This window comes from Vibrio cionasavignyae, from assembly GCF_050337155.1.
Taxonomy (GTDB): Bacteria; Pseudomonadota; Gammaproteobacteria; order Enterobacterales; family Vibrionaceae; genus Vibrio; species Vibrio nomapromontoriensis.
The window spans coordinates 241921-267099 of the sequence record NZ_JAKJSR010000009.1 but is presented as its reverse complement, the minus strand read 5'-3'; the positions used below and the strand labels follow the sequence as shown (position 1 = coordinate 267099).

General features: G+C 44.8%; 20 protein-coding genes, 2 tRNA genes and 1 other annotated feature. Of the genes, 3 read left to right on the top strand and 19 right to left on the bottom strand.

Going from position 1 to position 25179, the window contains the following annotated elements; genetic code table 11:
• Positions 1 to 302: 302 nt before the first annotated feature.
• The 13 genes from rpsO to rlmE all read right to left on the bottom strand — a co-directional run bounded on the left by rpsO (position 303) and on the right by rlmE (position 13065).
• Positions 303 to 572: a 30S ribosomal protein S15 gene (rpsO, locus tag L4D74_RS01805; RefSeq protein WP_005598021.1), complete on the bottom strand. Its 270-nt coding sequence runs from the start codon at positions 570 to 572 to the stop codon at positions 303 to 305.
• Between the two features lie 267 nt (positions 573 to 839).
• Positions 840 to 1787, bottom strand: a complete 948-nt coding sequence (truB, locus tag L4D74_RS01800) for a tRNA pseudouridine(55) synthase TruB (RefSeq protein WP_428750434.1) — start codon at positions 1785 to 1787, stop codon at positions 840 to 842.
• A complete protein-coding gene (gene rbfA, locus L4D74_RS01795; RefSeq protein WP_265673716.1) occupies positions 1787 to 2182 on the bottom strand; it encodes a 30S ribosome-binding factor RbfA in 396 nt (131 codons plus the stop codon). Before rbfA ends, truB begins: the two co-directional genes overlap by 1 nt.
• Positions 2183 to 2281: 99 nt before the next feature.
• Entirely contained in the window at positions 2282 to 4999 is a 2718-nt protein-coding gene (gene infB, locus L4D74_RS01790; protein ID WP_428750433.1) for a translation initiation factor IF-2, read from the bottom strand.
• A 22-nt stretch (positions 5000 to 5021) separates the two neighbouring features.
• The gene (gene nusA, locus L4D74_RS01785; RefSeq protein ID WP_265673714.1) at positions 5022 to 6509 is read right to left on the bottom strand and encodes a transcription termination factor NusA; all 1488 of its coding nucleotides are present in this window, start codon (positions 6507 to 6509) and stop codon (positions 5022 to 5024) included.
• 33 nt (positions 6510 to 6542) lie between these two features.
• Positions 6543 to 6998 carry a ribosome maturation factor RimP gene (rimP, locus tag L4D74_RS01780; RefSeq protein WP_250615706.1) on the bottom strand — a complete coding sequence of 152 codons (456 nt, stop codon included), beginning with the start codon at positions 6996 to 6998 and terminating at the stop codon, positions 6543 to 6545.
• Positions 6999 to 7243: 245 nt separating this feature from the next.
• Positions 7244 to 7320, bottom strand: a tRNA-Met gene (locus tag L4D74_RS01775).
• Positions 7321 to 7375: 55 nt separating this feature from the next.
• Positions 7376 to 7460 (bottom strand) — tRNA-Leu (locus L4D74_RS01770).
• 13 nt (positions 7461 to 7473) lie between these two features.
• A complete protein-coding gene (gene secG, locus L4D74_RS01765) occupies positions 7474 to 7812 on the bottom strand; it encodes a preprotein translocase subunit SecG (RefSeq protein WP_250615707.1) in 339 nt (112 codons plus the stop codon).
• 291 nt (positions 7813 to 8103) lie between these two features.
• Positions 8104 to 9441, bottom strand: a complete 1338-nt coding sequence (gene glmM / locus L4D74_RS01760) for a phosphoglucosamine mutase (RefSeq protein ID WP_428750432.1) — start codon at positions 9439 to 9441, stop codon at positions 8104 to 8106.
• A 20-nt stretch (positions 9442 to 9461) separates the two neighbouring features.
• Positions 9462 to 10292 (bottom strand): dihydropteroate synthase, encoded by an 831-nt coding sequence (folP, locus tag L4D74_RS01755; protein WP_428750431.1) that lies wholly within the window; start codon positions 10290 to 10292, stop codon positions 9462 to 9464.
• Positions 10293 to 10359: 67 nt separating this feature from the next.
• Complete coding sequence (gene ftsH, locus L4D74_RS01750) at positions 10360 to 12330, bottom strand: ATP-dependent zinc metalloprotease FtsH (RefSeq protein WP_428750430.1); 1971 nt, start codon at positions 12328 to 12330, stop codon at positions 10360 to 10362.
• 105 nt (positions 12331 to 12435) lie between these two features.
• On the bottom strand, positions 12436 to 13065 hold the full coding sequence (rlmE, locus tag L4D74_RS01745) for a 23S rRNA (uridine(2552)-2'-O)-methyltransferase RlmE (RefSeq protein ID WP_265673710.1): 630 nt from the start codon (positions 13063 to 13065) through the stop codon (positions 12436 to 12438).
• 112 nt (positions 13066 to 13177) lie between these two features.
• On the opposite strand from rlmE, the gene yhbY reads away from it, so the two are divergent.
• On the top strand, positions 13178 to 13474 hold the full coding sequence (gene yhbY / locus L4D74_RS01740) for a ribosome assembly RNA-binding protein YhbY (protein ID WP_250615712.1): 297 nt from the start codon (positions 13178 to 13180) through the stop codon (positions 13472 to 13474).
• Positions 13475 to 13659: 185 nt separating this feature from the next.
• Here the strand turns inward: yhbY and greA are convergent, their stop codons facing one another.
• Positions 13660 to 14133: a transcription elongation factor GreA gene (greA, locus tag L4D74_RS01735; RefSeq protein ID WP_265673709.1), complete on the bottom strand. Its 474-nt coding sequence runs from the start codon at positions 14131 to 14133 to the stop codon at positions 13660 to 13662.
• 449 nt (positions 14134 to 14582) lie between these two features.
• Here greA and dacB point away from each other — a divergent pair, with 449 nt between their 5' ends.
• Complete coding sequence (dacB, locus tag L4D74_RS01730) at positions 14583 to 16022, top strand: serine-type D-Ala-D-Ala carboxypeptidase (RefSeq protein WP_428750429.1); 1440 nt, start codon at positions 14583 to 14585, stop codon at positions 16020 to 16022.
• Positions 16023 to 16116: 94 nt separating this feature from the next.
• Here the strand turns inward: dacB and L4D74_RS01725 are convergent, their stop codons facing one another.
• A complete protein-coding gene (locus L4D74_RS01725; protein WP_428750428.1) occupies positions 16117 to 16962 on the bottom strand; it encodes a magnesium transporter in 846 nt (281 codons plus the stop codon).
• Between the two features lie 347 nt (positions 16963 to 17309).
• Here L4D74_RS01725 and L4D74_RS01720 point away from each other — a divergent pair, with 347 nt between their 5' ends.
• Positions 17310 to 19193 (top strand): BNR-4 repeat-containing protein, encoded by a 1884-nt coding sequence (locus L4D74_RS01720; RefSeq protein WP_428750427.1) that lies wholly within the window; start codon positions 17310 to 17312, stop codon positions 19191 to 19193.
• A 68-nt stretch (positions 19194 to 19261) separates the two neighbouring features.
• Here L4D74_RS01720 and L4D74_RS01715 read toward each other — a convergent pair whose 3' ends face one another.
• From L4D74_RS01715 to thrA, 4 genes are all read right to left on the bottom strand, one after another.
• Positions 19262 to 20047: an arylamine N-acetyltransferase family protein gene (locus tag L4D74_RS01715; protein WP_428750426.1), complete on the bottom strand. Its 786-nt coding sequence runs from the start codon at positions 20045 to 20047 to the stop codon at positions 19262 to 19264.
• Positions 20048 to 20222: 175 nt separating this feature from the next.
• Positions 20223 to 21503: a threonine synthase gene (thrC, locus tag L4D74_RS01710; protein WP_428750425.1), complete on the bottom strand. Its 1281-nt coding sequence runs from the start codon at positions 21501 to 21503 to the stop codon at positions 20223 to 20225.
• Positions 21500 to 22462 (bottom strand): homoserine kinase, encoded by a 963-nt coding sequence (thrB, locus tag L4D74_RS01705; protein WP_428750424.1) that lies wholly within the window; start codon positions 22460 to 22462, stop codon positions 21500 to 21502. Before thrB ends, thrC begins: the two co-directional genes overlap by 4 nt.
• A gap of 1 nt (position 22463) precedes the next feature.
• On the bottom strand, positions 22464 to 24923 hold the full coding sequence (gene thrA, locus L4D74_RS01700) for a bifunctional aspartate kinase/homoserine dehydrogenase I (protein WP_428750423.1): 2460 nt from the start codon (positions 24921 to 24923) through the stop codon (positions 22464 to 22466).
• A gap of 29 nt (positions 24924 to 24952) precedes the next feature.
• Positions 24953 to 25071: a sequence feature (Thr leader region), on the bottom strand.
• Between the last annotated feature and the right edge of the window lie 108 nt (positions 25072 to 25179).

Genomic DNA, 25179 nt, shown 5'->3' with positions numbered 1-25179 from the left:
TAGATTGAGTGTTTATTGGCTCAAGGCATCACATATCGCGACTAGTGCAAATCGCCTAAGGGTTTCTCTTCTAGCATGTTTCACCTAGAGGATAACGCCTAAGCTAACTTGGAATAGTCGCGACCTAATGGTCGACTAATTGGACTGCAATGCAATGAGTGGAGCATTAGAACCTGTCAGTCGGCTCTAACGGGACGTAGTATAAACTACTTAATGCGGATTGTGCTAATAACAGCGAAATTTAGGCATCAAAAAAGGGGCATATAGCCCCTTTTATACAAACTGTTCTATGCAGACGCTTATTAGCGACGTAGACCTAGACGTTTGATTAGATCTTGGTAGCGAGCTAGATTTTTACCTTTAAGGTAGTCTAGAAGCTTACGACGGCTAGAAACCATACGTAGTAGACCACGACGGCTATGGTGATCGCCTTTGTGAGCTTTAAAGTGACCTTGAAGGTGGTTGATAGAAGCAGTAAGTAGTGCTACTTGTACTTCTGGTGAACCAGTGTCGCCTTCAGATTGTGCGTATTCTGCAACGATTGCTGCTTTAGTTTCTGCATTCAGAGACATAATGCTCTCCTAATAAGAGTAGGTTTATAGTTGTAGCAGCCAATCTCTGATTCAGCCGCTACGCGAAGCGCGAATTATAGGGAAGTTTATCGAAGGGTGCAATAGCTAACGTAAGTTAAAACTTTATCAATGACAGAGTTAAAAGAATATCGCCGAAGAGATAAAAGTAACAAAGCCAGCGCAAGCGAAAATAACAAAGGCGAGCGGACTCAATCCGACTCGCCTTTACTTTGACGTCTGTATTATCTTACAAACGTCGCCAAACGGTTATTCCGCCTCTTCAGAGAAAACAACCAGGCGCTTCGGTGCCACTTTTCCATTGCTATCAATCGTCGCAACACCAATAAATAACTTCTCGTCACCACTGGTCATGCGTACGGTGCCTTCTAATGGCGCGCCAGCTACTTGAACAGGCATACCGTGTTGAACTAGATCGGTCAGTTCCGCATTCATGTTCACTTCAGGCAAGTCTTCTACTGCTGTATCCATTGGCATCAATAACGGATCAAGTAGCTCTCTTGGGGCAATTTCATCACGCTCAGCTTGTGCCAAGAGCTCATTCAACTGCTCCAATGTTACCATTTTCTCATACGGATACTTTGCGACTCCAGTACGGCGTAGGTAAGTGACATGAGCACCACAACCAAGCATTTCGCCAAGATCATCAGTAATGGTTCGAATGTAAGTCCCCTTTGAACAGTGAACTTCCATTTCGATCTCATCGCCTTCAAAACGCAATAGTTCGATGGAATACACCGTGATTTTGCGAGACTCACGCGGAACCTCAACACCTTCGCGGGCATACTCATAGAGCGGGCGACCTTGATACTTCAATGCTGAGAACATAGAAGGAACCTGATCGGTTTCGCCTTTAAAGCTAGCGACACATCGTTCAAGTTGCTCTTGCGTTACATTCACTTCACGAGTTTCAACGACTTCACCGTCAGAATCGGACGTATTAGTACGCTCACCAAGCTTAGCTTTCACAACATAACGCTTATCCGAATCCAGCAAGAACTGAGAAAACTTCGTTGCTTCACCTAAACAAATTGGCAGCATGCCTGTCGCTAACGGATCAAGAGCGCCCGTATGACCGGCTTTTTGAGCGAAGTAGAGTCGCTTAACTTTTTGCAAAGCATCGTTTGACGAAATCCCGGTTGGTTTATCCAGCAAGATAACCCCATGAACTGGACGACCTTTACGACGACGAGCCATTACTCTTCGTCCTCGCGACCTGCTTCTTTTTGTTTACGCTTATCATCACTCAACACTTCACTCACGAGGTTAGACATGCGCATACCTTCAACCAATGTATTGTCGTAAGTAAAGCGAACCTCAGGCGTTAGACGGTGACGAATACGCTTACCAAGCGCCATACGTACTGGTACTTCATGCTCTTTCAGCGCCGCTAGACACGACTCTGGTGTTTGCTCACCAACACAAAGGAAAGTAACGAAAACTTTGGCATATGCTAGGTCACGTGATACTTCCACATCAGAAATCGTCACCATGCCAATGCGAGAGTCACGAACTTCGCGCTGTAGAATAAGCGCCAGTTCTTTTTGCAATTGCTGCGACACGCGTTGCGTGCGGCTAAATTCTTTTGACATTTCTTTTCTCACTATAGGAAAAATGGGGGGCTTGCGCCCCCCATGGTGTATTTAACAACCATTACTACTAATTAAAAAAGTCAGCAGCTATTTTGTCAATTAATCTAGAGTACGTTTAATCTCAACGATTTCGAATACTTCGATTTGGTCGCCTACGCGAACATCGTTGTAGTTCTTAACGCCGATACCACACTCGTAGCCGTTCTTAACTTCTTGAACGTCGTCTTTGAAGCGGCGTAGAGATTCTAGCTCACCTTCGTAGATTACAACGTTATCGCGAAGAACGCGGATTGGGTTGTTACGCTTAATTGTACCTTCAGTAACCATACAACCTGCAATAGCGCCAAGTTTAGGAGACTTAAATACGTCACGTACTTCAGCAAGACCAATGATTTCTTGCTTGAATTCAGGAGCAAGCATACCGCCCATTGCCTGTTTCACTTCGTCAATCAGTTGGTAAATGATTGAGTAGTAACGAAGATCTAGGTTTTCATTTTCAATCGCACGGCGAGCAGAAGCATCAGCACGTACGTTAAAGCCTAGGATGATCGCATTTGAAGCAGCAGCAAGTGATGCGTCAGTTTCAGTAATACCACCAACACCAGAACCTACGATGTTCACTTTCACTTCGTCAGTAGAAAGTTTCAATAGTGAGTCTGCGATAGCTTCAACAGAACCTTGTACGTCTGCTTTAAGTACTACATTTAGCTCAGCAACGTCACCAGCAGTCATGTTAGAGAACATGTTTTCTAGTTTCGCTTTCTGTTGACGAGCAAGTTTCACGTCACGGAATTTACCTTGACGGTAGTTCGCTACTTCACGAGCTTTACGCTCATCACGAACAACCGTTGCTTCATCACCAGATGACGGCACGCCAGAAAGACCTAAAATCTCAACTGGAATAGATGGACCCGCTTCAAAGACTTCTTTACCAATCTCATCACGCATCGCACGTACACGACCGTATTCTTGACCACAAAGAACGATATCGCCTTTGCGAAGTGTACCAGACTGAACAAGTACAGTTGCAACTGGACCACGACCTTTATCAAGGAAAGATTCAACCACAACACCAGAAGCCATACCATCAGCAACCGCTGTTAGCTCTAGAACTTCAGATTGAAGTAGAATTGCTTCTAGAAGACCGTCGATGTTTGTACCCTGTTTTGCAGAGATATGAACGAAGATGTTCTCACCGCCCCACTCTTCAGGAATAACGTCGTATTGAGCAAGCTCATTCTTAACGTTATCTGGGTTTGCACCCTCTTTATCAATTTTGTTTACCGCGATAATCAAAGGTACGCCAGCCGCTTTCGCGTGTTGGATAGCTTCAACAGTCTGTGGCATTACGCCATCATCTGCAGCAACAACTAGAACAACGATATCCGTCGCTTGAGCACCACGAGCACGCATAGCAGTAAATGCGGCGTGTCCAGGAGTATCAAGGAAGGTAATCATACCGTTTTCAGTTTCTACGTGGTATGCACCGATGTGCTGAGTAATACCACCCGCCTCACCTGACGCTACGTGCGTACGACGAATGTAGTCAAGTGTAGATGTCTTACCGTGGTCAACGTGACCCATGATAGTAACAACTGGAGCACGAGATACGGCTTCAGACGTTGCATCACGGTCAGATAGTACCGCTTCTTCAAGTTCGTTTTCTTTACGAAGAACCACTTTGTGACCCATTTCTTCAGCAACAAGCGCTGCTGTTTCTTGGTCAATAACTTGGTTGATTGTCGCCATTGCACCCATTTTCATCATTACTTTGATGACTTCAGTGCCTTTTACTGACATTTTTTGTGCCAGCTCAGAAACAACAATCGTTTCGCCGATAACAACATCTTGCTTAGCAACTTGTGCAGACTTGTCAAAACCATGCTGCATTGAGCTAGGTTTCGCCAACTTACCTTTACGACCACGTTGGTTACGACCACCACGGCCACCGCGAGAATCATCACGATCTTGCGTTGATTTCTTTTTACGACGACGAGGCGTTTTCTCTTCGCTACGGTCTTGAGCATCTTCTGCTTCACGAGCGTAAGTTGAAGTCGTTACGTGATAGTCACCTTTCTCGCTTTCTTTCGACTTCTTCTCTTGCTCAGACCAGCGCTCAGCATTCTCTTCAGCCAATTTCTTCGCTTCTTCGGCAAGGCGAGCAGCTTCTGCTTCGGCCTTGCGTTGTGCCTCTTGTTCTTGACGGCGCTTCAACTCGTCAGCTTCTTTTTTCGCTTCAGCATTCTTTGCGTTCATTTGTTTCTTGGCCTTTTCCGCTTCGTCGCGCTTTTGATCTGTTGAATCTGCATTGCGTTTTTCATCAGCTTTACGTTTAGCAGTTTCCTCTGCTGCACGTTTTTCTTCAGCTTCTCGCTTTGCTTTCTCTTCAGCTTCGCGCTGTGCTTTCTCTGCAGCGTCACGTTTGGCTAGCTCTTCGGCTTCACGTTGTGCACGCTCTTCCGCCTCACGTGTTGCTGCTTCCTCAGCTTCACGTTTCTCTTGCTCGTCAATAGCGCTGCGCTTTACATAAGTACGCTTTTTACGTACTTCAATTTGTACATCTTTGCTCTTACCACCACCAGAGGCAACAGATAACGTACTACGTGTTTTACGTTGTAGCGTTAGTCGCGTTGGTTCAGATTCACCAGATGTATCACCATGTTCTTTTTTCAGGTGTGTAAGAAGTGTTTGCTTCTCATCATCATTAACCTGATCACTTTCTGATTTTTTAAGACCAGCATCAGCAAGTTGTTCAATTAGGCGTTCAACTGGCGTACCAATTTCTTCGCTAAGTGCTTTAACCGTAAGTTTTGTCATGCAACTACCTCCTTGCTGATTATTATTCTTCGTCGCCGAACCAACAAATGTTACGTGCAGCCATGATAAGTTCACCAGCACGTTCTTCTGTTAATCCTTCGATACCCTCAAGCTCGTCGACACCTTGGTCTGCAAGATCTTCAAGAGTTGCTACACCTTTAGCAGCCAGTTTAAATGCCATTTCACGCTCAAGACCCTCTAATGCTAGTAAGTCTTCAGCTGGCTCAACGCCTTCAAATGATTCTTCTTGTGCAAGAGCCATTGTCGTTAGCGCGTCTTTAGCACGACCACGAAGTTCTTCAATGATTTCTTCGTTTAGGCCATCGATGTCTAGAAGCTCGTTCACTGGCACGTACGCCACTTCTTCTAGAGTCGAGAAACCTTCTTCTACTAACATCTGCGCGAAATCTTCTTCAATATCAAGATACTTCATGAAGTTTTCGATTGAAGCTGACGCTTCTTCTTGGTGTTTCTTCTGCAGGTCAGCGACTGTCATTACATTCAGTTCCCAACCAGTCAGTTGAGAAGCAAGACGAACGTTTTGACCATTACGACCAATCGCTTGCGCTAGGTTATCCGCTTCAACCGCGATATCCATTGCGTGTGCGTCTTCATCAACAATGATTGAAGCAACATCTGCCGGTGCCATCGCATTAATAACGAATTGTGCCGGGTTATCATCCCAAAGCACGATATCAATACGTTCACCACCAAGCTCACCAGAAACAGCTTGTACACGTGCACCACGCATACCAACACACGCACCAACAGGGTCGATACGACGGTCGTTAGTTTTCACAGCGATCTTAGCACGAGAACCTGGATCACGAGCTGCTGCTTTCAATTCAATCAGCTCTTCCGCGATTTCTGGCACTTCAACACGGAATAGTTCAGCTAGCATTTCAGGCTTAGAGCGAGTAATGAATAGTTGGAAACCACGCGCTTCAGGGCGAACAGCGTAAAGCAAACCACGAACTCGGTCACCTGGACGGAAGTTTTCACGTGGCAATTGGTCATCACGTAGGATAACCGCTTCCGCGTTGTTACCTAGGTCAAGAATGATCGTTTCACGAGTCACTTTCTTAACAACACCGGTAACTAGGTCACCTTCGTTATCAATGAATTGTTCAACGATTTGAGCGCGTTCAGCTTCACGAACTTTCTGTACGATAACTTGCTTCGCTGTTTGAGTCGTAATACGGTCAAACGTCACCGATTCAATTTCATCTTCAACGTAGTCGCCAATTTGAACAGATTCGTCTTCAAATTGTGCTGCTTCAATTGAGATTTCTGTTGTTGGCGTTTCTACTTCAGCAACGGCCATCCAACGACGGTAAGTCACAAACTCACCTGTTTTACGATCAATTTCAACGCGAACTTCAATTTCTAGTTCGTGCTTCTTCTTCGTTGATGTTGCTAGCGCTGTTTCTAACGCTTCGAAAATACGTTCACGAGGTACCGCTTTCTCGTTAGAAACCGCCTCAACTACCGCTAAAATTTCTTTACTCATTTATCTAGCCTCTAAGCTTTCTTTTTTAGGGACCTAAAATTTAGGAATCAGGTTAGCTTTAGAAATGTTGCTAAGCACCATTTCTTCTTCGTTACCATCAGCAAGGATTGTGATGTTTTCGCCATCAACAGATTGGATAGTGCCTTTCCACTTACGACGGTTACCCACAGCCATTTTGAGAACGATGTTGACCTCGTGACCAATGAATTGTACGTAGTGTGCTGCTTTAAACAGTGGACGTTCAAGACCTGGTGAAGACACCTCTAGGTTGTAAGCCACCGTAATTGGATCTTCGACATCCATCACTGCACTTGTTTGACGACTCACTTCTGCGCAATCATCAACGGTGATACCATTTTCATGGTCGATATACATACGAAGCGTTGAATGCTCACCAGCACGGATGAACTCTAAACCAACCAATTCGTAACCCAAAGCTTCAACCGGAGCTTCAAGTAATTCTGTAAGTTGTCTTTCTAAACCAGTCATTTAACCACTCCAGAAACAAAAAAAGGGCTTAAAGCCCAATTTAAATCCCAAGCACACATACCTGAACTTTAAAAAGCTCAGATAACAAAAAACCCCGAAAAAGTCGGGGTTTTTTGTTGCTGGACCCTGATGCATTAAGGATACGCAATAAATGGCAAACTTAAAAAGTTATTCATTTATTTCCTTAATGTGCAGTGATTTTTTCACACTGCTAAACTTGCAATCCATCAACACTTAGAAAGTATTGGTTGCGGGGGCCGGATTTGAACCGACGACCTTCGGGTTATGAGCCCGACGAGCTACCAAACTGCTCCACCCCGCGTCCGACTTGCTGTGCATTATACGCTCAACAAACTGTATTACAAGTTTATAAATAATGGTGCCGAGAGAGGGACTCGAACCCTCACACCATAAGGCACTAGCACCTCATGCTAGCGTGTCTACCAATTTCACCATCTCGGCTTAAGCTGTTCGCTTATTGAGGAATTTCGTCGCTTGATTTAGCAGGAATTTCACTCACAGTATTATCAGCTTGCTGTTCAATAACTTGACCTTGTGAAGGGTCAACCCATTGAGACTCGCCTTTGTGGGTATACATGTTACCCAACACTAAGCTAATAACAAAGAATACAATTGCAAAAATTGCAGTCATTCGGGTTAGAAAATTTCCTGAGCCGCTAGCACCAAACACTGTGTTTGACGCGCCAGCACCGAATGAGGCTCCCATGTCTGCGCCTTTACCTTGTTGAATCAACACTAGGCCAATAACACCAAGCGCAGCCAACAGGTAAATCACAAGTAGAACTTGAATCATATGTCCACCTATGTTCCTAATTGTTGAGCCAGCGCTGCTTTCTTCGTAATAGTGAAGTATTCACCATATTTAGAAAACCTGGCTATGACCTCCTAAGAGAAGGCGGTGGCAATACTAACGAATGCCGCACTGACTGACAAGATAAAAATAAGAAAAACCGTAGCTTTAGAGCCTAAACGCTCAAAAAAGGGGCAATTAGGCTCATTTCGACAAAAACTCACGATGATGAATGTCTAGGGTGACCAATAAATCAATGTTGTTCCCCTTAACTATCACAGCCATCGCTTGTGATTAGCAACTCGCTTTAACGGCATCTGCAATATATTGTGCTGATTGATTCACTAGGGCATCATCTTCACCTTCCACCATGACTCTAAGCAATGGCTCCGTACCTGATTTACGTAACAGGACTCGGCCTTTATCCGCTAATTCACTTTCTACCTTCAACACAGCTTGTTTAACCGCTTCTGCTTCAAGTGGGTTTGCGTCGCCGCTAAATCTAACGTTGATAAGCACTTGCGGATAAAGTGTCATGCCGCTTGCGAGTTCATTAAGTGACATTTTCGAGCCGACCACCGATGCCAACACTTGTAAGCCAGCAACAATCGCGTCACCTGTGGTGACTTTATCAAGCAAAATAACATGACCTGAATTTTCTGCGCCAATTTTCCAACCTTTTTCTAGCAGTTGCTCCATGACATAGCGGTCACCTACAGCTGCACGGACAAATGGAATACCCAGCTGCTTTAAACCGTTTTCCATACCAAGATTGGTCATGAGCGTCCCTACAACGCCACCTTTAAGCTCTCCTCGGCGCAGCGCATCACGAGCAATGATGTACGCAATTTGGTCACCATCAACCTTATTGCCTAAGTGATCAACCATAATGATACGGTCACCATCACCATCAAAAGCAAGACCAAGTACTGCCTGCTCTTCCAATACACGAGCTTGCAACGCGGCGACATCAGTGGCACCCACTTTGTCGTTAATATTGGTACCATCGGGTTCTGCGCCCATAACAATCAAGTCTGCACCTAGTTCACTAAAGACTGCTGGTGCAATTTTGTATGTGGCACCGTGTGCACAGTCGATAACAATTTTCACGCCCGATAAATCTAAGTCGTGCGGAAAAGTACTTTTACAAAACTCAATATAACGGCCTGCCGCATCATTCAAGCGACTTGCTTTACCTAATTGCGCAGATTCGACACATTCAATGTCTTTGTCGAGTTCAGCTTCAATCGCAAGCTCAATTGCATCAGGAAGCTTTGTTCCTTCGGAAGAAAAGAATTTAATGCCATTATCATAGTACGGGTTGTGAGAGGCAGAGATAACAATCCCCGCCTCTGCACGGAACGTTTGCGTCAAATACGCCACGGCAGGAGTCGGCAATGGTCCGGTAAAAATGGCTTTTAGCCCCGCAGCCGATAAACCAGCCTCTAATGCTGATTCCAGCATATAACCAGAAATACGGGTGTCTTTACCAATAATGACTTTTTTTGTGCCTTGCTTTGCAAGAACACGTCCAGCAGCCCAGCCAAGCTTTAGTACAAAATCAGGTGTGATCGGATATTGTCCTACCTTACCGCGCACACCATCAGTACCGAAATAACGTCGTTGTGACATGTAATTTCCTTTTTCTATTTTTATATATTGTTCTGCATCATCTCAACAATAGCCATTGCTTCGATGGTTTCTTTTGTATCGTGAACTCGAATAATCTGCGCGCCTTTTTGTGCTGCGAGTATTGCACAAGTGACACTTCCGACCATACAGTCGGCAGGTTTTTTATCGAGTAATTTAAATATCATCGACTTTCTCGACATCCCCGCCAACACGGGCAAACCGAACTGGTGAAATTTATCAAGATGGGCCAGCAAGTGATAATTGTGTTCCAGGGTCTTACCAAAACCAAAGCCTGGATCAAGAATAAGCTGCTCTCTTGCGATACCCACGCTTTCACAAGCTCTAATTCTTTCGTCCAAAAAGTCTTGAATGTCCTTAAGCAGATCATGATACGTCGGTGCCTGCTGCATTGTCCTCGGTTGACCTTGCATATGCATCAAACAAATAGGGACATTAGCCGCGGCTGCCACTTCAAGAGCACCGGGCTCTTGCAGCGCCCGAACATCATTGATGATATCAGCCCCTGCTTCAACCGCCTGTTTCATTACTTCAGCTTTACTAGTATCAATTGAAATCCAAACATCATGATGTTGACGAATAGCCTGGATAACAGGAATAACACGTGACAACTCTTCACTTAGCGCAACGTCGGGCGCGCCCGGTCGTGTGGATTCACCACCCACATCAATAATAGTCACACCGGCTCGGATCATTGCAGCCGCTTGCTCAAGCGCATTATCAATAGAGTTGAACTGGCCACCATCGGAGAAAGAGTCAGGTGTCACGTTGAGGATGCCCATAATTTGCGGGCGATCTAAATGAAGGGTTTTATTATTAGCATTTAATAACATGGCAATAAATCATGGCTGTATAAACGAAAAAAGCCCCGAGAGATCCTCGGGGCTTAATAATTAAAGACTACTCAGAATCTTTTTTTGAGGATGTAGTTGAACTGTTATCTTCAACATCTTCAGCTTTAGTTTCTGCTACTTCAGGCTCCGGCGTTGCCTCTGCTTTCGCAGGCTCGCTCTTAGCTTCTGGTTTTGAAGTGTCTTGAGCGTTGGCTTGGTCACCCCAACCAGCTGGTTCACGAATGGTCTCTTTGCGTTCCATCAAGTCATCAATTTGACCCGCATCGATGGTTTCATATTTCATGAGCGCATCTTTCATTGCGTGCATCAAATCCATGTTGTCTTCAAGGATTTGTTTCGCTCTGTCATAGTTGCGGTCAATTAATACGCGAATTTCTTCATCGATTAATCGAGTCGTTTCGTCAGAAACATGCTTTGCTTGACTCATGCCGCGACCTAGGAAAACTTCACCTTCTTCTTCCGCATAAAGAAGTGGACCAAGTTTTTCAGAGAAGCCCCACTGCGTCACCATCTTACGAGCGATATCTGTTGCACGTTCGATATCGTTTGATGCACCAGTAGAAACATTGTCTTTACCGTAAATAAGCTCTTCCGCTAGTCGACCACCATATAAACTAGAAATCATAGACTCTAGATGCTGACGAGACATGCTAACACGATCTTGTTCTGGCAAGTACATGGTCACACCCAGTGCGCGACCACGTGGAATGATAGACACTTTGTATACAGGATCGTGCTCTGGCACTAAACGTCCAACAATTGCGTGACCCGCTTCGTGATACGCTGTTGACGCTTTCGTCTCTTCCGACATCACCATAGAGCGGCGCTCAGCACCCATCATGATTTTGTCTTTCGCCAGTTCAAACTCAACCATCGAGACATTGCGCTTATTGCCACGAGCGGCAAATAGTGCAGCTTCGTTAACAAGGTTAGCAAGATCAGCACCAGAGAAGCCTGGTGTACCACGAGCAATCAATGATGGCTCGACATCGGATGCTAATGGCACTTTACGCATGTGTACTTTAAGGATCTGTTCACGACCACGTACATCTGGAAGACCAACCACAACCTGACGGTCAAAACGACCAGGACGAAGTAATGCTGGGTCTAGTACGTCTGGACGGTTAGTTGCGGCAATAACAATGATACCTTCATTACCTTCAAAACCATCCATTTCAACAAGCATTTGGTTTAGTGTTTGCTCACGTTCATCATGACCACCACCTACACCTGCGCCACGTTGGCGACCAACGGCATCGATTTCATCGATAAAGATGATACACGGTGCGGCTTTCTTTGCTTGTTCGAACATGTCACGTACACGAGATGCACCCACACCGACAAACATTTCAACAAAGTCAGAACCTGAAATCGTGAAGAACGGTACTTTTGCTTCACCCGCAATGGCTTTTGCAAGTAAGGTTTTACCCGTACCAGGAGGACCGACCAAAAGAATACCCGTTGGGATTTTACCACCGAGTTTTTGGAATCGGCTTGGATCACGTAAGTAATCCACCAGCTCTTTCACGTCTTCTTTTGCTTCGTCACAACCTGCAACGTCAGAAAACATTGTTTTGATCTGCTCTTCACTCATCATACGAGCTTTGGATTTACCAAAGGACATTGCGCCTTTGCCACCGCCGCCTTGCATTTGACGCATGAAGAAAATCCAAACACCAATAAGAAGAATCATTGGGAACCACGAAATAAAGATAGTGCCTAGCAGGCTCTGTTCTTCTGGTGGTGTACCTGAAACTTTTACGTTTTGGTTGATAAGGTCATCAAGAAGTTTTTGATCATAAACCGGCATGTAAGTCACAAAACGACTACCGCCACGGCGAGTAAAGGTTATCTCGCTGTCTTTAAACTGCGCTTCTTGAATCTGGCCATTGCCAACTTCCTGTACGAACGTGGTGTAATCTACCGCTCGACCATTGCTTTCGCCAGGTCCAAAGCTTTGGAATACCGACATCAACACAACGGCGATGACTAACCACAAAATTAAATTCTTTGCCATGTCACTCAAGGTGTCAGTCCTCGATAACTAATTGTAATTAAAGGTAGGGTACTACAGTTTTTCAGCTGTAGCTACAATGTTAATTTTCTCTTTGTAAACTAATGTTCAGCCTTTGTATCCATTAGCTACAATAAATACCTCACGAGAGCGAGCTCTAGATGAGTCCGGTTTGCGAATCTTCACCACTTTGAACATTTCGCGCACTTCTTTTACGTACTGATCAAACCCTTCGCCCTGAAAAACTTTGACGACAAAGCTGCCTCCAGGAGCTAAGGCTTGTCTACACATATCTAATGCTAGTTCAACAAGATACATTGCTCTAGGTTGATCAACAGATAAATTTCCAGCCATGTTTGGTGCCATATCTGACATCACAACATCGACCATATCTGGTTGTATTTTTTCTAGTAGTGCATCAAGTACCGCTTCATCTCTAAAGTCACCCTGTAAAAAACTGACTCCAGCAATTGAATCCATCGGTAATAAGTCACAAGCAATGACCTGTCCTTCGTCACCGACAACTTTAGCGGCATACTGTGACCAACCTCCAGGTGCTGCACCCAAATCGACCACAGTCATTCCAGGTTTCAGTAACTTATCTTTGTTTTGAATCTCTTCAATTTTAAAGATAGCACGAGATCGATACCCTTTTCTTCTGGCTTCATTCGCATATTTATCATCAAAATGCTCCTTCAACCAACGGCCTGAACTGGCCGAGTGTTTTTGCTTACTCATTCAAAATCCAACGTAACAAGGGCAAACCCTTAGAATAAAGTATAGTCTTCGTCATTAGATGGCGTTAAAATACGACTTTTCAACCCTAACACTAAATAAATTTGGCCGCGTTATGAACTTAAGCACGAAACAAAAACAGCACCTAAAAGGCCTAGCACACGCACTGAAACCCGTTGTGCTTCTAGGCGCAAATGGACTAACAGAGGCTGTTCTAGCGGAAATCGAAATCGCTCTTGACCACCACGAACTGATTAAAGTTAAAGTGGCTTCGGAAGACCGTGAAACTAAGCTATTGATTGTTGATGCGATTATCCGTGAGACAAAAGCAGAAAAAGTACAAGTTATCGGTAAAACACTTGTTCTTTATCGCCAATCAGAGCAAAAGAAAATCGAATTACCTCGTAAATAGCGAGCGTTCTATTCGTCACATTGTTGAAACATCTCGTTTCAACTTAAAAAGGTCGCGTAATGCGGCCTTTTTTGACTGTGCTAAACGTTATTACTCGCTAATAGTATGCACAAGTCGTACATACCGACGACACGAAGTACAAAAAAAGCCGCGCTACGCGACTTTTTATTATAATAAGTGAAGATTTAGATGTATGCGACTTTGTCGATATCAAAATCTTTTTGACCACCCGGTGTTGTGATCGTCACTTCATCACCTTCCATCTTACCAATCAAACCACGTGCAATTGGAGAGCTGACTGAAATACGACCCGCTTTGATATCCGCTTCATCATCACCAACGATCTGATAGGTCTTTTCTTCGTCAGTATCAACATCAATCAAGGTAACGGTAGTACCAAAAATGATTTTTCCATTGTTATCCATTTTCGTCACATCAATAACTTGTGCGACAGAAAGCTTGTATTCGATGTCACGAATCTGAGCTTCGCAGATGCCTTGCTCTTCACGCGCGGCGTGGTATTCAGCATTTTCTTTTAAATCACCAAGCTCACGAGCTTCCGCAATTGCTTGAGAAATAAGAGGACGAAGTTTAAGTAGTCGCTCTAGTTCTTCACGTAATTTAAGCTCACCGCGAGCGGTCATTGGAACCTTTTCCATTTTAACAACCTCTTTTCCAAATTTTACTTTGGACAAAAAAACCCTACTCAAACAAAGCTTGAGTACAATTTAAAAATAACTGGATTAAGCCTAGTGTAATCAATCTAAGGATACAAATCATCGAAATTCATAACTTGATACTATGTTGTATCAACATGGAGCTTCAATCTACTGGCTTCATAACTTCAATTTACTGGCTTCATAACAATGAGATCACGTCAACGTGCCTGACTAGGCACATAACAGCCAATCAATATAACGCAGAAATCTCTATTGCTGCAAGTTCAACACCAACAGAAAAGCTCAGGATCGTGCACAGTTTTTTTGTTCGACATACAACAACTCGACCATCCAAGTAAATTTAACCCAAAGTTTCCCAAATAGCGCTTTATCTCCGCAATATTGGTTGCTAGCCTACAACAACATACACTAAGACTGACTCTACGGTTATGACCATCAAGCACACGCTAGTCGCACTTACTTTGTCCATTATTTCACCGTTCATCCATGCCTCTGATGTAAGTACACTATTACCAGCAGGGAGCCGAGCCAGTATTTATCTAGACTCCATTGAGCAGACTTCTTCGCCTTTAGTCAGCCAAAACACACAAGACTACTTTCCTCCGGCTAGTACACTAAAGGTTGTTACAGCTCTTGCGGCAAAGCTCTCTCTTGGCGATGATTTCCATTTCAAAACAACCGTATCTACAGCAGGAAATGATGTCATCATTCGCTACTCTGGAGATCCGTCATTTTCAAGAAAAGATCTTCGCGCCATGCTACGCAAAGTAAAAACATTTACTGGAAATCAGGTTGATACAGTATGGCTCGATAACCGCACATTTGCTGGCTACAACCGAGCGGTTGGCTGGCCTTGGGATATATTAGGCGTCTGCTACAGCGCCCCTGCATCGGCAATCACACTAGACGGAAATTGTGTCCAAGGTGCGCTGTACACCAATAATGATGGCACAACGCGTATCCACATTCCGCCACATCAGCCCATAATCGCGATATCGACCGCCCGCAGTGTGACTAAGCAACAGCAACAAGAACAACATTGCGACCTTGAGCTAAGAACCACAGCAGATAATCGTTATTCACTTGATGGCTGTGTGGTACAGCGTCAATCCCCTCTACCACTAAATTTTGCCATGTCCTCTCCAGCAAAATTTACTCAAGCGGTGATTCGAGATGAAATGGATAAGCTTGGTGTGACCATCTCTGGCGGCATCAACATTGGTGCGCCAGAAAACACTAAGCTCACTGAACGGGTTACTCACCATTCAGCGCCTTTACCTGAACTGCTCGCCACAATGCTGCGTGATTCCAATAACCTCTACGCTGACAATATCCTGAAAACTATTGGAGCAACACACTTCAAGCAACCAGGGTCTTTCAGCAACGGTACCACTGCGGTTAAAGCTATTTTAAAGCAACAAGCCAATATTGATATCGATAGTGCGGTATTAGAAGATGGCTCAGGGCTTTCACGTAATAATCGCGTAACTGCCACGCAAATGGCCGATGTGCTCCATTATATCTATCGTCACGACGCTACTCTCGATCTGATTACTCTGTTACCGGTATCGGGCAATAATGGTACCTTGAAGTACCGCCAAAGCATGAGAAAGGCACCCATTAAAGGGGCGCTATCCGCGAAAAGTGGCTCATTATTTGGAACCTACAATATGATGGGCTACGGGCTGAACTCGAAAGGTAAAGTCGAAACGGTTTTCGTGCAATTTGTCACCGATTACCATCTCGATAAATCACAAGCAGCAAAACCCGTGATATCTCCCTTAACCAATTTTGAGCAAACCTTGTATCGACAAGTCATCGATTACAGCAGCTCACTAGAACGCTCTAACAACAAAGCACAGCCGTAGCTGTGCCTTGAGTGTTACTGAACGGTAAGTGTTACTGAGCGGGAAGTGTTAACTAGGTTGTGAGTTAAGCATACTAAATGGCCTAACTCCCCTCTTACGACAAGCCTAGGAAGTAGTTCACAACCGTGAAATAAATCCACATACCCGATATATCTACAATTGATGCTAAGACCGGGCTCACTAATACCGCAGGATCTAAGCGAAATACTCGAGCAATAATCGGCAGCACACCACCAAGGGTGGTAGAAATCGTCACCTGAATAAAGAGTGCGACGGCGATAGACAGTGCTATGGTATTTAAATCAAAGCCATTTCCGGCATCAGAATGGCTAAATAGTAGAATTCTTGCCACCATAACTAAAGCCACTGCAGACGCTAGGCAAATGGCGACGCGACTCTCTTTCCACAGCACGTCCAACCATTGCCGCTTTCTAAGCTCACCCGTTGCTAACGCGCGTATCACTAAGGTTGCAGCTTGTGTTCCAGTATTTCCACCTGCTGCTGCAATCACTGGCATGTACACCGCTAATAACACTAACTGACTAAGAATGTCTTCATACTGAGCGATAATAAGCCCCGAGACAATCCCCATTAAAGCAAGAGTAATAATCCAGCCAATACGCTGTTTAACGTGCTCTAACACTCCCGTCGTCAAATACCCTTGTGTGGTTTCTGCTTCGGAGTGAATAAAGCCTAGTTGGTGGGCAAAATGTCGTGCCCGTTTATCATGCCCTTGCAAATCTAGCTGTTGAATCAGGTGTTGGACTTGTCCAAACGCGCAGTGTTGCAACACGCCTACAGCCTCATCAATTGGCATTACTGTCAATAAATTGAGTTGCTGATCGTCATCGTACTGTAAGAACGCTTTGGTTGCCGCACTGATCTCTTCTTCTGAGAAGCGAGGGGTATTTTCAATATAAGTGTTGCTCATTACCGTCATGGCGAATCTCCCGATTAGCGTTGGTAACGACCATCAATTGTCACAAATATCCGCCGACCAAAGTCGGTTGGCATTCATTTGCACAATAGTAGAAAAGGAGAAAAATAAGAAAGGAATATAGATAAATAGCCTCCCACCTTGACGGCAGGAACGAAGATCGCAAAATACCGAAAAAGTGTTACTTTTCTCCTTTGATACTAGGAGGATGGTCGGTATTGTTCATAGGTATCTCCGAAAAAGCTATCGACTCGATAGCGGCGCTAGAATACCAAAATCACTCACTGAGTAAAGCCCCTTTTCTCTGTTGAAACTAATTTTTACCTTTCTTAACTATTTAGCGATTTATCATGCGTATTATTTCCTCTCGTGTGCTTGCAATTTCTTTGTTTAGCGTGCTGTTACTAGCTGGGTGTGACTCAAAAAAAACGTCTCCGACTGCACAACCAAAGCCACCAGTTACCGATTGTAAAGTGAACTGGCAAACCGAATTCCAACACCTCAATCGCACATGGCAACGCTCTCGCTATGATCATAATTGCAGTGAAGTGAACACTAACTTCCCCAATATAAAAGCCGATCAAACCGCGAACCAGTCACTGAACTACCAAAACATTTTTGATCGAGAACGAGAGCTCTACGGCTATAACCCACGTTTTATTCCAGGTCGCCCCTACTTTGATGCCAACAATCTTCCTTGGATGATTGTCAATAATATGAATCAATTTAACCGTGGTAACGATCAACCAGGTCATCACCAAGATCCTGTTACCTTAGAGAAAACCGGAAAGCCGCTGCACGCTCTCACTTATGATGATCGTGTCTATTCATCGCTGTACCCTAGCGGCACCGAGTGTACTGATTGCGATTCTTACTTAGTACGACTAACGGCTAATGGTGAGTGGGTTTCCATTTCACTAAGAGGGTTAGAGCAAGAGTTTGGCTTTAGGCAAAATGCCGATGGGCTTGACGGCTATCGCTACCGCTATATTGAACAGGTATATTTCCGAGACAATGGCGATGTCTTTTTTAAGCTCGATCATGGCGTTGTTCGTTACCAAGCCTCAACCAATACATGGCAAGGTTACTCACAGCACTGGATCGCGCAAACCGAAATGGTTGGCAACGGACAGGACGCCCCTTTATTTGTCCGTTCCAAAGACAGCACCTACACCATCTTACGCTTGGTCGAGCAAGGGAATGATGAGCTAGAGTGGCAGCAAGAAACCCTAACGCTACCGCTATCCCTTGGTTTATATCGAGGTAGTCATCCGATTGTATGGGAAGGTAACACGCTTCATATCGCAGCCATGAGCTTTGAAAGCGATGTGAATAACCGCCAGTCGTACAACACTGGGCAATATTATGTCCGCTACCAATTAGGCAGCGAAGCGGCAGATGTGATGTTTATGGGTTGGAGTGGCTCCACGTCACAAGCAACACCCGACTCACATAATCAACCGATAATCCTTATCGATAGTCACAAGCGCCTGCACTATATTTCTGGGGCGCATAACCATCAGATTTGGCACCGCTACTCTCTTCAACCTGTCACCAATACTGATTGGAACAGCGATCATAACCTATGGGGGAATACAGTCGAGGCAAATGATAAATTTTCCGCTGGGCCTAATGACGCATTTGGTCGATACCCAGAAGATAAACCGCTTGCCGATACTGTGAATTATGTAGGGCAACCATACGGTCGCTATACCTATATCCATGCTGTCTTAACAAACAACGATGATATCTACTTAGCGATGAGGAACACGGCACCAAATACGTTGGCACCGCAGGGTTATCGTTTAGAGTGGGTTAAAGGCACGCTAAAGAGCTCAGGGCAGTACCAATGGCAAGACCAAGGTGTTGTGGTCATGCCAAACTGGCAGCAGTATTCAAACTACACCCAGAAGCTGCATCAAGATAAGCGCGGCAATCTATTTTTGCTCTATACCTATGAGATTCAAAACTTCAAAGAAAGCACTTGGTTCAACACACAAGCGCGACGTTCATATAGCAACGCTGAAGAGTGCGCGCTGGCCACATCAAGCAAGGATTGTATCAACACCTATCAAGTACATTATCAACGTTGGCCCAATGAAGAGCTGGCAGGTAACTCAAACCGATATAGTCAAGCTTATCAACACGATCCCGTGTTGCTTGTCAGCTCTGATAACGGACAGACTTGGCAACCAGCCACCACCGCAGGATTTATAGCAAACAAAATACCATAAAATTTCGGCCTAGTTGTTACACTAATCGGTCATCAACTAGGCCATAATCCTGGTAAGTTCCTGGTCTGCTACTGCACTTTGAGAGAATGAGCTTCCATGTCAATGTTAAAGTGCTTTTTCACTTGTTCAGCGTAGCGATCATCGAAGGGGGCATCAATACTCATCACGCTATCACCTTGGGTGATTTTTAGTATGTTATCGAGCAAAGTAATCATTCCATTTTCGATAGGAAGCGCCACTATTGTAGCCGATGTAAATACCGAGTGTTGACTGGTTGACGTATAGTGATTGCCACATTCGATGTCCCCCTGACACACAAAGGAAAGATCAAGGCTATATAAATCGAACCACTCATTATCACGCTTAACTTGTAACATAAAGCCATAGCGCTCTTCTTCAATAAACCGAAACGTTTGATAATCAATATGCTGCTCTTGCCCTACTTCAAGCAACAAAGGCTTCCTGGGCGTCTGAGAGCCAAAGCCAGCATCAACAATCCAGCGTTGGTCGTTCAATGTGATTAAAGAAACCTGATGCGTTCTACCCGACGGCTCACCAGAAAGGTGAACACGTGCGAGCAATGCCCGACCATCAAAACCAACCGCTTGTAATGCATGGAGCAATAAACCGTTCACTTCAAAGCAATAGCCGCCCCTTTCACTTAAAACTAACTTCTCGAAAAGGTTATCTAGACCCAAACGAATCGCACGTCCAGCGGCAACATCAAAGTTCTCAAACGGTATCCTACGATGTTGACACTTGTGCAGCTTACGCAAACCGTCTAGATCGACAGTGATGGGACAAGCAACACCTAGCTTAGAGAGATATTGATTAAGTTGGATTGACGTCATCATTGTTGGCTTCCCTAACCAGTAAAATGCGAATAGCTCATTGGTGATTTATACTACGCGGATACAAAAAAACGCTCAAATATGAAATCACTCTCCCTTGCTAACTCACTTAGCGGTAAGAGTGATTCATACTCAAGCGTTTACGTTCACCGTTCTAAATTCAGATAGGCTAAACGCCCTATTGAACGCGTCGTAGCACCACTTTTAGCGCTTCAAAATCATTATTCAGATCTTCTGATAACAATTCCATCGCAGCGTGTTTTGCAAGCGGTGCTGGAAGCTCGATATCTGTATCTAGAATATCATCGACAACTTCTTTAAATTTCGCCGGATGCGCGGTACACAAGAATAGGCCGGTCTCACCCTCTTGCAGTTGCTCATCTAAGACGCGATACGCGATCGCACCATGTGGCTCACATAGATAACCTAGTGAATTGAGTTCGCGTACCGACTGTGCACTTTGCTCATCAGTAACCGCCCCTTTGCCTAGCGTATCAAGCCCCCAGCCTTTCAGCTGACATAGCTCTTCAATACGTGGCCAGTTATTCGGCTGACTCACATCCATTGCATTAGACGTTGTCGCAACGGTCGGTTTAGGATCCCACTGCCCCGTTTCTAGGTAACGGGGTACGGTATCATTCGCATTTGTTGCCGCAATGAAGCGTTTAATCGGCAACCCAAGTGCTTTAGCAAGCAACCCTGCGGTTAAATTACCGAAGTTACCACTTGGCACTGAGATAACCAGGTTTTCACGCTGTGCTTTGCTTAGCTGTGACGCAGCTTCAAAGTAGTAACAAATCTGCGCCATTAAACGACTAATGTTGATTGAGTTTGCCGAGTTAAGACCAATTTCTTTTCGCAACTCCGCATCATCAAAAGCTTGTTTCACTAACGCCTGACAGGCATCAAAATCGCCATCAATCGCCACGGTGTGGATGTTGTTACCTAGCGTGCAAAATAGCTTCTCTTGCAGTGGGCTGATTTTCCCTTTTGGATACAAAATGACGACATTAATGTCTTCCATACCATAAAAAGCATGAGCAACAGCAGCGCCAGTATCACCAGACGTTGCCGTTAAGATCGTGATTTTTCCACCATCCGATACCGCAGCAAGGGAGTTAGCCATAAAGCGGCCACCAAAATCTTTAAACGCTAGCGTCGGGCCGTGAAAAAGCTCTAACGCATACACGCCCTCTTTCACTTCTTTGATTGGCGCAGAGAATTGGAACGCGGCATCCACCATTTCCGTCACTTTCTCTTTTGGAAGCTCATCACCAATCAGTGCCGAGAGAATTTTTGCGCTGCGAGATACAAAATCTTCCGCTAATAGCGCATCGACATCCTCAAACTTTGGTAGTTCAGAGGGAAAGAATAGCCCTTGGTTACGGCCTAGCCCTTGACGGACGGCCTGACCAAAAGAGACTTGTTCATCGTTTTCTTTGATATTGTAAAGCTTCATTGCTCACTTCCTGTTACTTTCGAGCCTTGCTTGTCCAAACGACAAACATGCACGAATCCTTCGTTATTCTGTACGTAATTTTCTTCTAACCATCGAGCAACGCGCTCTGCCACGTCTTTTTCTTTACAGATACTAAACAGCGTTGGTCCACTACCAGAGATGCCCGTTGCTAACGCACCGGCCGCCTTTGCATACTCTCTTGCTTGACTAAAGCCTGGTAGCAATTTGGCACGATATGGTTCAGCAATCACATCTTTGATCATCTTCGCGGCTAATTCAGGCTGGCCAGAATGGCACGCATGAATGAAGCCAGCAAGATGACGACCGTGTGCGATGATATCTTGTCTGCGATATTGAGAAGGTAAAATCTCTCGCGCTTCTGCCGTCGAGACTTTAATCCCTGGGTACGCCATGACCCAATACCAATCATCAAAGCAAGGGACTTCTTGGCTAATAATACCAAGCTCTTCAAGCATCAGTTGCACGCCACCTAGATAGCAAGGTGCCACATTGTCATAATGGATGCCACCAGAAATTTGTCCTTCCATTTCGCCCATCAAGGCCAACAGCGCCATTTCATCCAGTGGATTACCATGATATTGATTAAGCGCGTCTAATGCTGCCACAATAGAGCAAGCACTCGAACCTAACCCCGAACCAATTGGCATGTTCTTTTCAAGCGTCATGTGAATCGGCTGAAGCGGGATACCTTTTTTATCCAACTCTCTCGCAAACACTTTCCAGCAATCATAAACTATGTTTTCTTGTGGATTGGATGGCAGCTTGTCAACAAAGCGCCCTTTCGTTGTAAGCTCGAAGGCCACATCACTGGCTTTAATTTCAACGCAATCACCCAGCAAGGTGCCATCAATTGGCGATACTGCAGCCCCTAACACATCAAAACCAACGCTTACATTACCGATAGACGCAGGAGCATAAACCACGACATTCTGACTCATTTTATACTCCTAATTTCCATCCAAGTGTACGCATCACATCAGAGAAGACACCAGCAGCGGTCACTTCCGTACCTGCGCCATAGCCACGTAGTACAAGAGGGATTGGTTGATAATAACGGCTGTAGAAAGCCAGAGCATTTTCACCATCTTTGATCTTAAACATAGGATCATTTTCATCAACAGACGCGATGCGAACTCGGCACTTGCCATCAGCAATTTCACCAACATAACGTAGCACTTTACCTTCTTCTGCTGCGTCAGCAACAAGTTTAGAGAAGTGCGCGTCGGCTTCAGGTAAGCGAGCCATAAAGTCTTCAATTGAACCTGAATCATCAAAGCCTGGTGGTAATGCTTGATCCACTTCCACATCTTCAAGCTCCAGTGCCATGCCAGCTTCTCGAGCCAAAATTAACAATTTACGGGCAACATCCATTCCTGATAAATCATCGCGTGGATCTGGTTCAGTAAACCCTTTATCTTTCGCAACATTCGTTGCCTGGCTTAGGGTCAGTCCTTCATCCAACTTACCAAAAATAAATGACAATGAACCCGATAGAATACCGTTGAATTTTTCTAATTCGTCACCAGCAGAAATTAAGTTCTGTAGGTTTTCAATAACCGGAAGACCTGCGCCTACCGTTGTTTCATACATCAGTTTACGGCGAGAGCTACGCGCCACATCACGAAGCTGATGATAATAAGCCATGCTTGAGGTATTCGCCTTTTTGTTCGGGGTAACCACGTGGAAACCGGCGGCTAAAAATTCTGCGTACTGATTAGCGATCGTTTCACTTGATGTACAGTCAACCAATACCGGGTTAATGATGTGATTACGTTGAACTAATGCAGCTAATCCAGCCACACTAAAGCGTTCCGTAACATCATTCATACGGTCTCGCCATTGTTCAAGTGGTAAACCCTTACCGTCGAGTAGTACACCTTTACTATTCGCTAGACCACAAACACGAATGATAATGCCTTTTTCCGCCAACTTAACTTGCTGACGTTGAATTTGATCAACCAGCTCGCCACCGACACCACCGACACCAACCACAAACACATCCAAGAAGTGTTTAGAATTGAATAGGTTTTCATGACAAGCCTTGATGGCTTCTGAGATTTTATCTTCTGGGATCACGGCAGAAATCGCACGCTCTGATGATCCTTGAGCAATAGCAACAATATTGACATTCACTTCAGCCAGCGATGAGAAAAACTGCGATGCCACGCCGCGTGAAGTTCTCATTCCATCACCCACTAGCGTCACGATCGCCACATCATCCATAAACTCTACTGGCTCAAGTAAGCCATTTTTCAATTCTAGATCGAAGGTTTCTTCTAGGATTAGCGACGCTTTCACTCGGTCTTCTTCTTCAATACAGAAACTGATGCTGTATTCCGAAGACGACTGAGTGATTAAAACAATGGAGACCCCGGCAGAAGACATGGCACCAAAGACACGGCTCGCCATACCCACCATGCCCTTCATACCAGGACCGGATACGTTAACCATAATTAAGTTAGATAACGTAGTAATCCCTTTAATTGGTAAGTTATCCTCACCGGTATCTTGGCCTATCAAAGTACCCGCACCCTGAGGGTTAAATGAGTTTTTGATAAGGCATGGGATATGGAATTGAGCAATAGGAGCGATCGTTTTAGGGTGAAGTACTGAAGCGCCGAAATACGATAGCTCCATTGCTTCTTGATAACTAAGTGATTTAAGCAAACGAGCATCATCAACTAAACGCGGGTCGCAGTTGTAAACACCATCTACGTCTGTCCAAATTTCGCAGCAGTCCGCTCGCAAACAGGCGGCGAGTACTGCAGCAGAGTAATCTGAGCCATTACGACCTAATGTGACCAACTCACCTTTTGCATTGCCTGCCGTAAAGCCTGGCATGATATGAACAACGCCTTCCTCTAATGGGCTAGCTTGAAAGTTTTGAGTAGACACACCTACATCAACCATCGCTTCAAGATAGTCGCCATTCGCGTAAAGATACTTTACCGGGTCAATTAATGCCGCAGCTTGGCCTTTGGCTTCAAGTACCGCCTTCATCAATTGAATAGAGATACGCTCACCTTTCGAGATGATGCGAGCATTCACATGATCAGGGCAGGTACCAAGTAAACGGATGCCGTGTACAAATTGATGTAATTGAAACAGGGAAGTTTTCACCTGATTGTCAAAGTCTGTACTTTGAATATTGGGAAGAACCGATTGGATGTTGGCAAACAACGCTTTAAATGACGCCTCCAGCTCCGAAATCTGGAGTTCGACTTCACTATTCTTAAGTGCCGCCTCAATGACCGCGACTAGTTTGTTGGTTGTTTTTCCTGGTGCTGATAGCACCACAGCTAAATTTTCTTGCTGGGCGTTGTTGGCAATGATATCTGCCGCTCGTAAAAAGCGGTCAGCATCGGCTAACGATGAGCCGCCAAATTTTAGTACTCGCATCCTTTCCTCCCGAAATACTCAAAACAGGTAAAAAAAAGGCCCGTATCTTGGTGATACAGGCCTTGTTTTTGAATTTCTTCCGTCTACCAGCCTGCTCCAACATTGGTCATGTCGGTAATAATAATCGTGGTGGTCATTACTACTAGCTGGCTTCTATACATAGGTTTATCTACAAACTTTCTTATGTGCTTACCCATACGTTTACCGCACTTTCCGTAGGCTAGTCAATCAAAATCTGTACTTTTCTTAAATCAAG

Coding starts and splice junctions, on each gene's coding strand:
- rpsO (WP_005598021.1), bottom strand. CDS start 572: ATGTCTCTGAATGCAGAAACTAAAGCAGCAATCGTTGCAGAATACGCA.
- truB (WP_428750434.1), bottom strand. CDS start 1,787: ATGGCTCGTCGTCGTAAAGGTCGTCCAGTTCATGGGGTTATCTTGCTG.
- rbfA (WP_265673716.1), bottom strand. CDS start 2,182: ATGTCAAAAGAATTTAGCCGCACGCAACGCGTGTCGCAGCAATTGCAA.
- infB (WP_428750433.1), bottom strand. CDS start 4,999: ATGACAAAACTTACGGTTAAAGCACTTAGCGAAGAAATTGGTACGCCA.
- nusA (WP_265673714.1), bottom strand. CDS start 6,509: ATGAGTAAAGAAATTTTAGCGGTAGTTGAGGCGGTTTCTAACGAGAAA.
- rimP (WP_250615706.1), bottom strand. CDS start 6,998: ATGACTGGTTTAGAAAGACAACTTACAGAATTACTTGAAGCTCCGGTT.
- secG (WP_250615707.1), bottom strand. CDS start 7,812: ATGATTCAAGTTCTACTTGTGATTTACCTGTTGGCTGCGCTTGGTGTT.
- glmM (WP_428750432.1), bottom strand. CDS start 9,441: ATGTCACAACGACGTTATTTCGGTACTGATGGTGTGCGCGGTAAGGTA.
- folP (WP_428750431.1), bottom strand. CDS start 10,292: ATGTTATTAAATGCTAATAATAAAACCCTTCATTTAGATCGCCCGCAA.
- ftsH (WP_428750430.1), bottom strand. CDS start 12,330: ATGGCAAAGAATTTAATTTTGTGGTTAGTCATCGCCGTTGTGTTGATG.
- rlmE (WP_265673710.1), bottom strand. CDS start 13,065: ATGAGTAAGCAAAAACACTCGGCCAGTTCAGGCCGTTGGTTGAAGGAG.
- yhbY (WP_250615712.1), top strand. CDS start 13,178: ATGAACTTAAGCACGAAACAAAAACAGCACCTAAAAGGCCTAGCACAC.
- greA (WP_265673709.1), bottom strand. CDS start 14,133: ATGGAAAAGGTTCCAATGACCGCTCGCGGTGAGCTTAAATTACGTGAA.
- dacB (WP_428750429.1), top strand. CDS start 14,583: ATGACCATCAAGCACACGCTAGTCGCACTTACTTTGTCCATTATTTCA.
- L4D74_RS01725 (WP_428750428.1), bottom strand. CDS start 16,962: ATGACGGTAATGAGCAACACTTATATTGAAAATACCCCTCGCTTCTCA.
- L4D74_RS01720 (WP_428750427.1), top strand. CDS start 17,310: ATGCGTATTATTTCCTCTCGTGTGCTTGCAATTTCTTTGTTTAGCGTG.
- L4D74_RS01715 (WP_428750426.1), bottom strand. CDS start 20,047: ATGATGACGTCAATCCAACTTAATCAATATCTCTCTAAGCTAGGTGTT.
- thrC (WP_428750425.1), bottom strand. CDS start 21,503: ATGAAGCTTTACAATATCAAAGAAAACGATGAACAAGTCTCTTTTGGT.
- thrB (WP_428750424.1), bottom strand. CDS start 22,462: ATGAGTCAGAATGTCGTGGTTTATGCTCCTGCGTCTATCGGTAATGTA.
- thrA (WP_428750423.1), bottom strand. CDS start 24,923: ATGCGAGTACTAAAATTTGGCGGCTCATCGTTAGCCGATGCTGACCGC.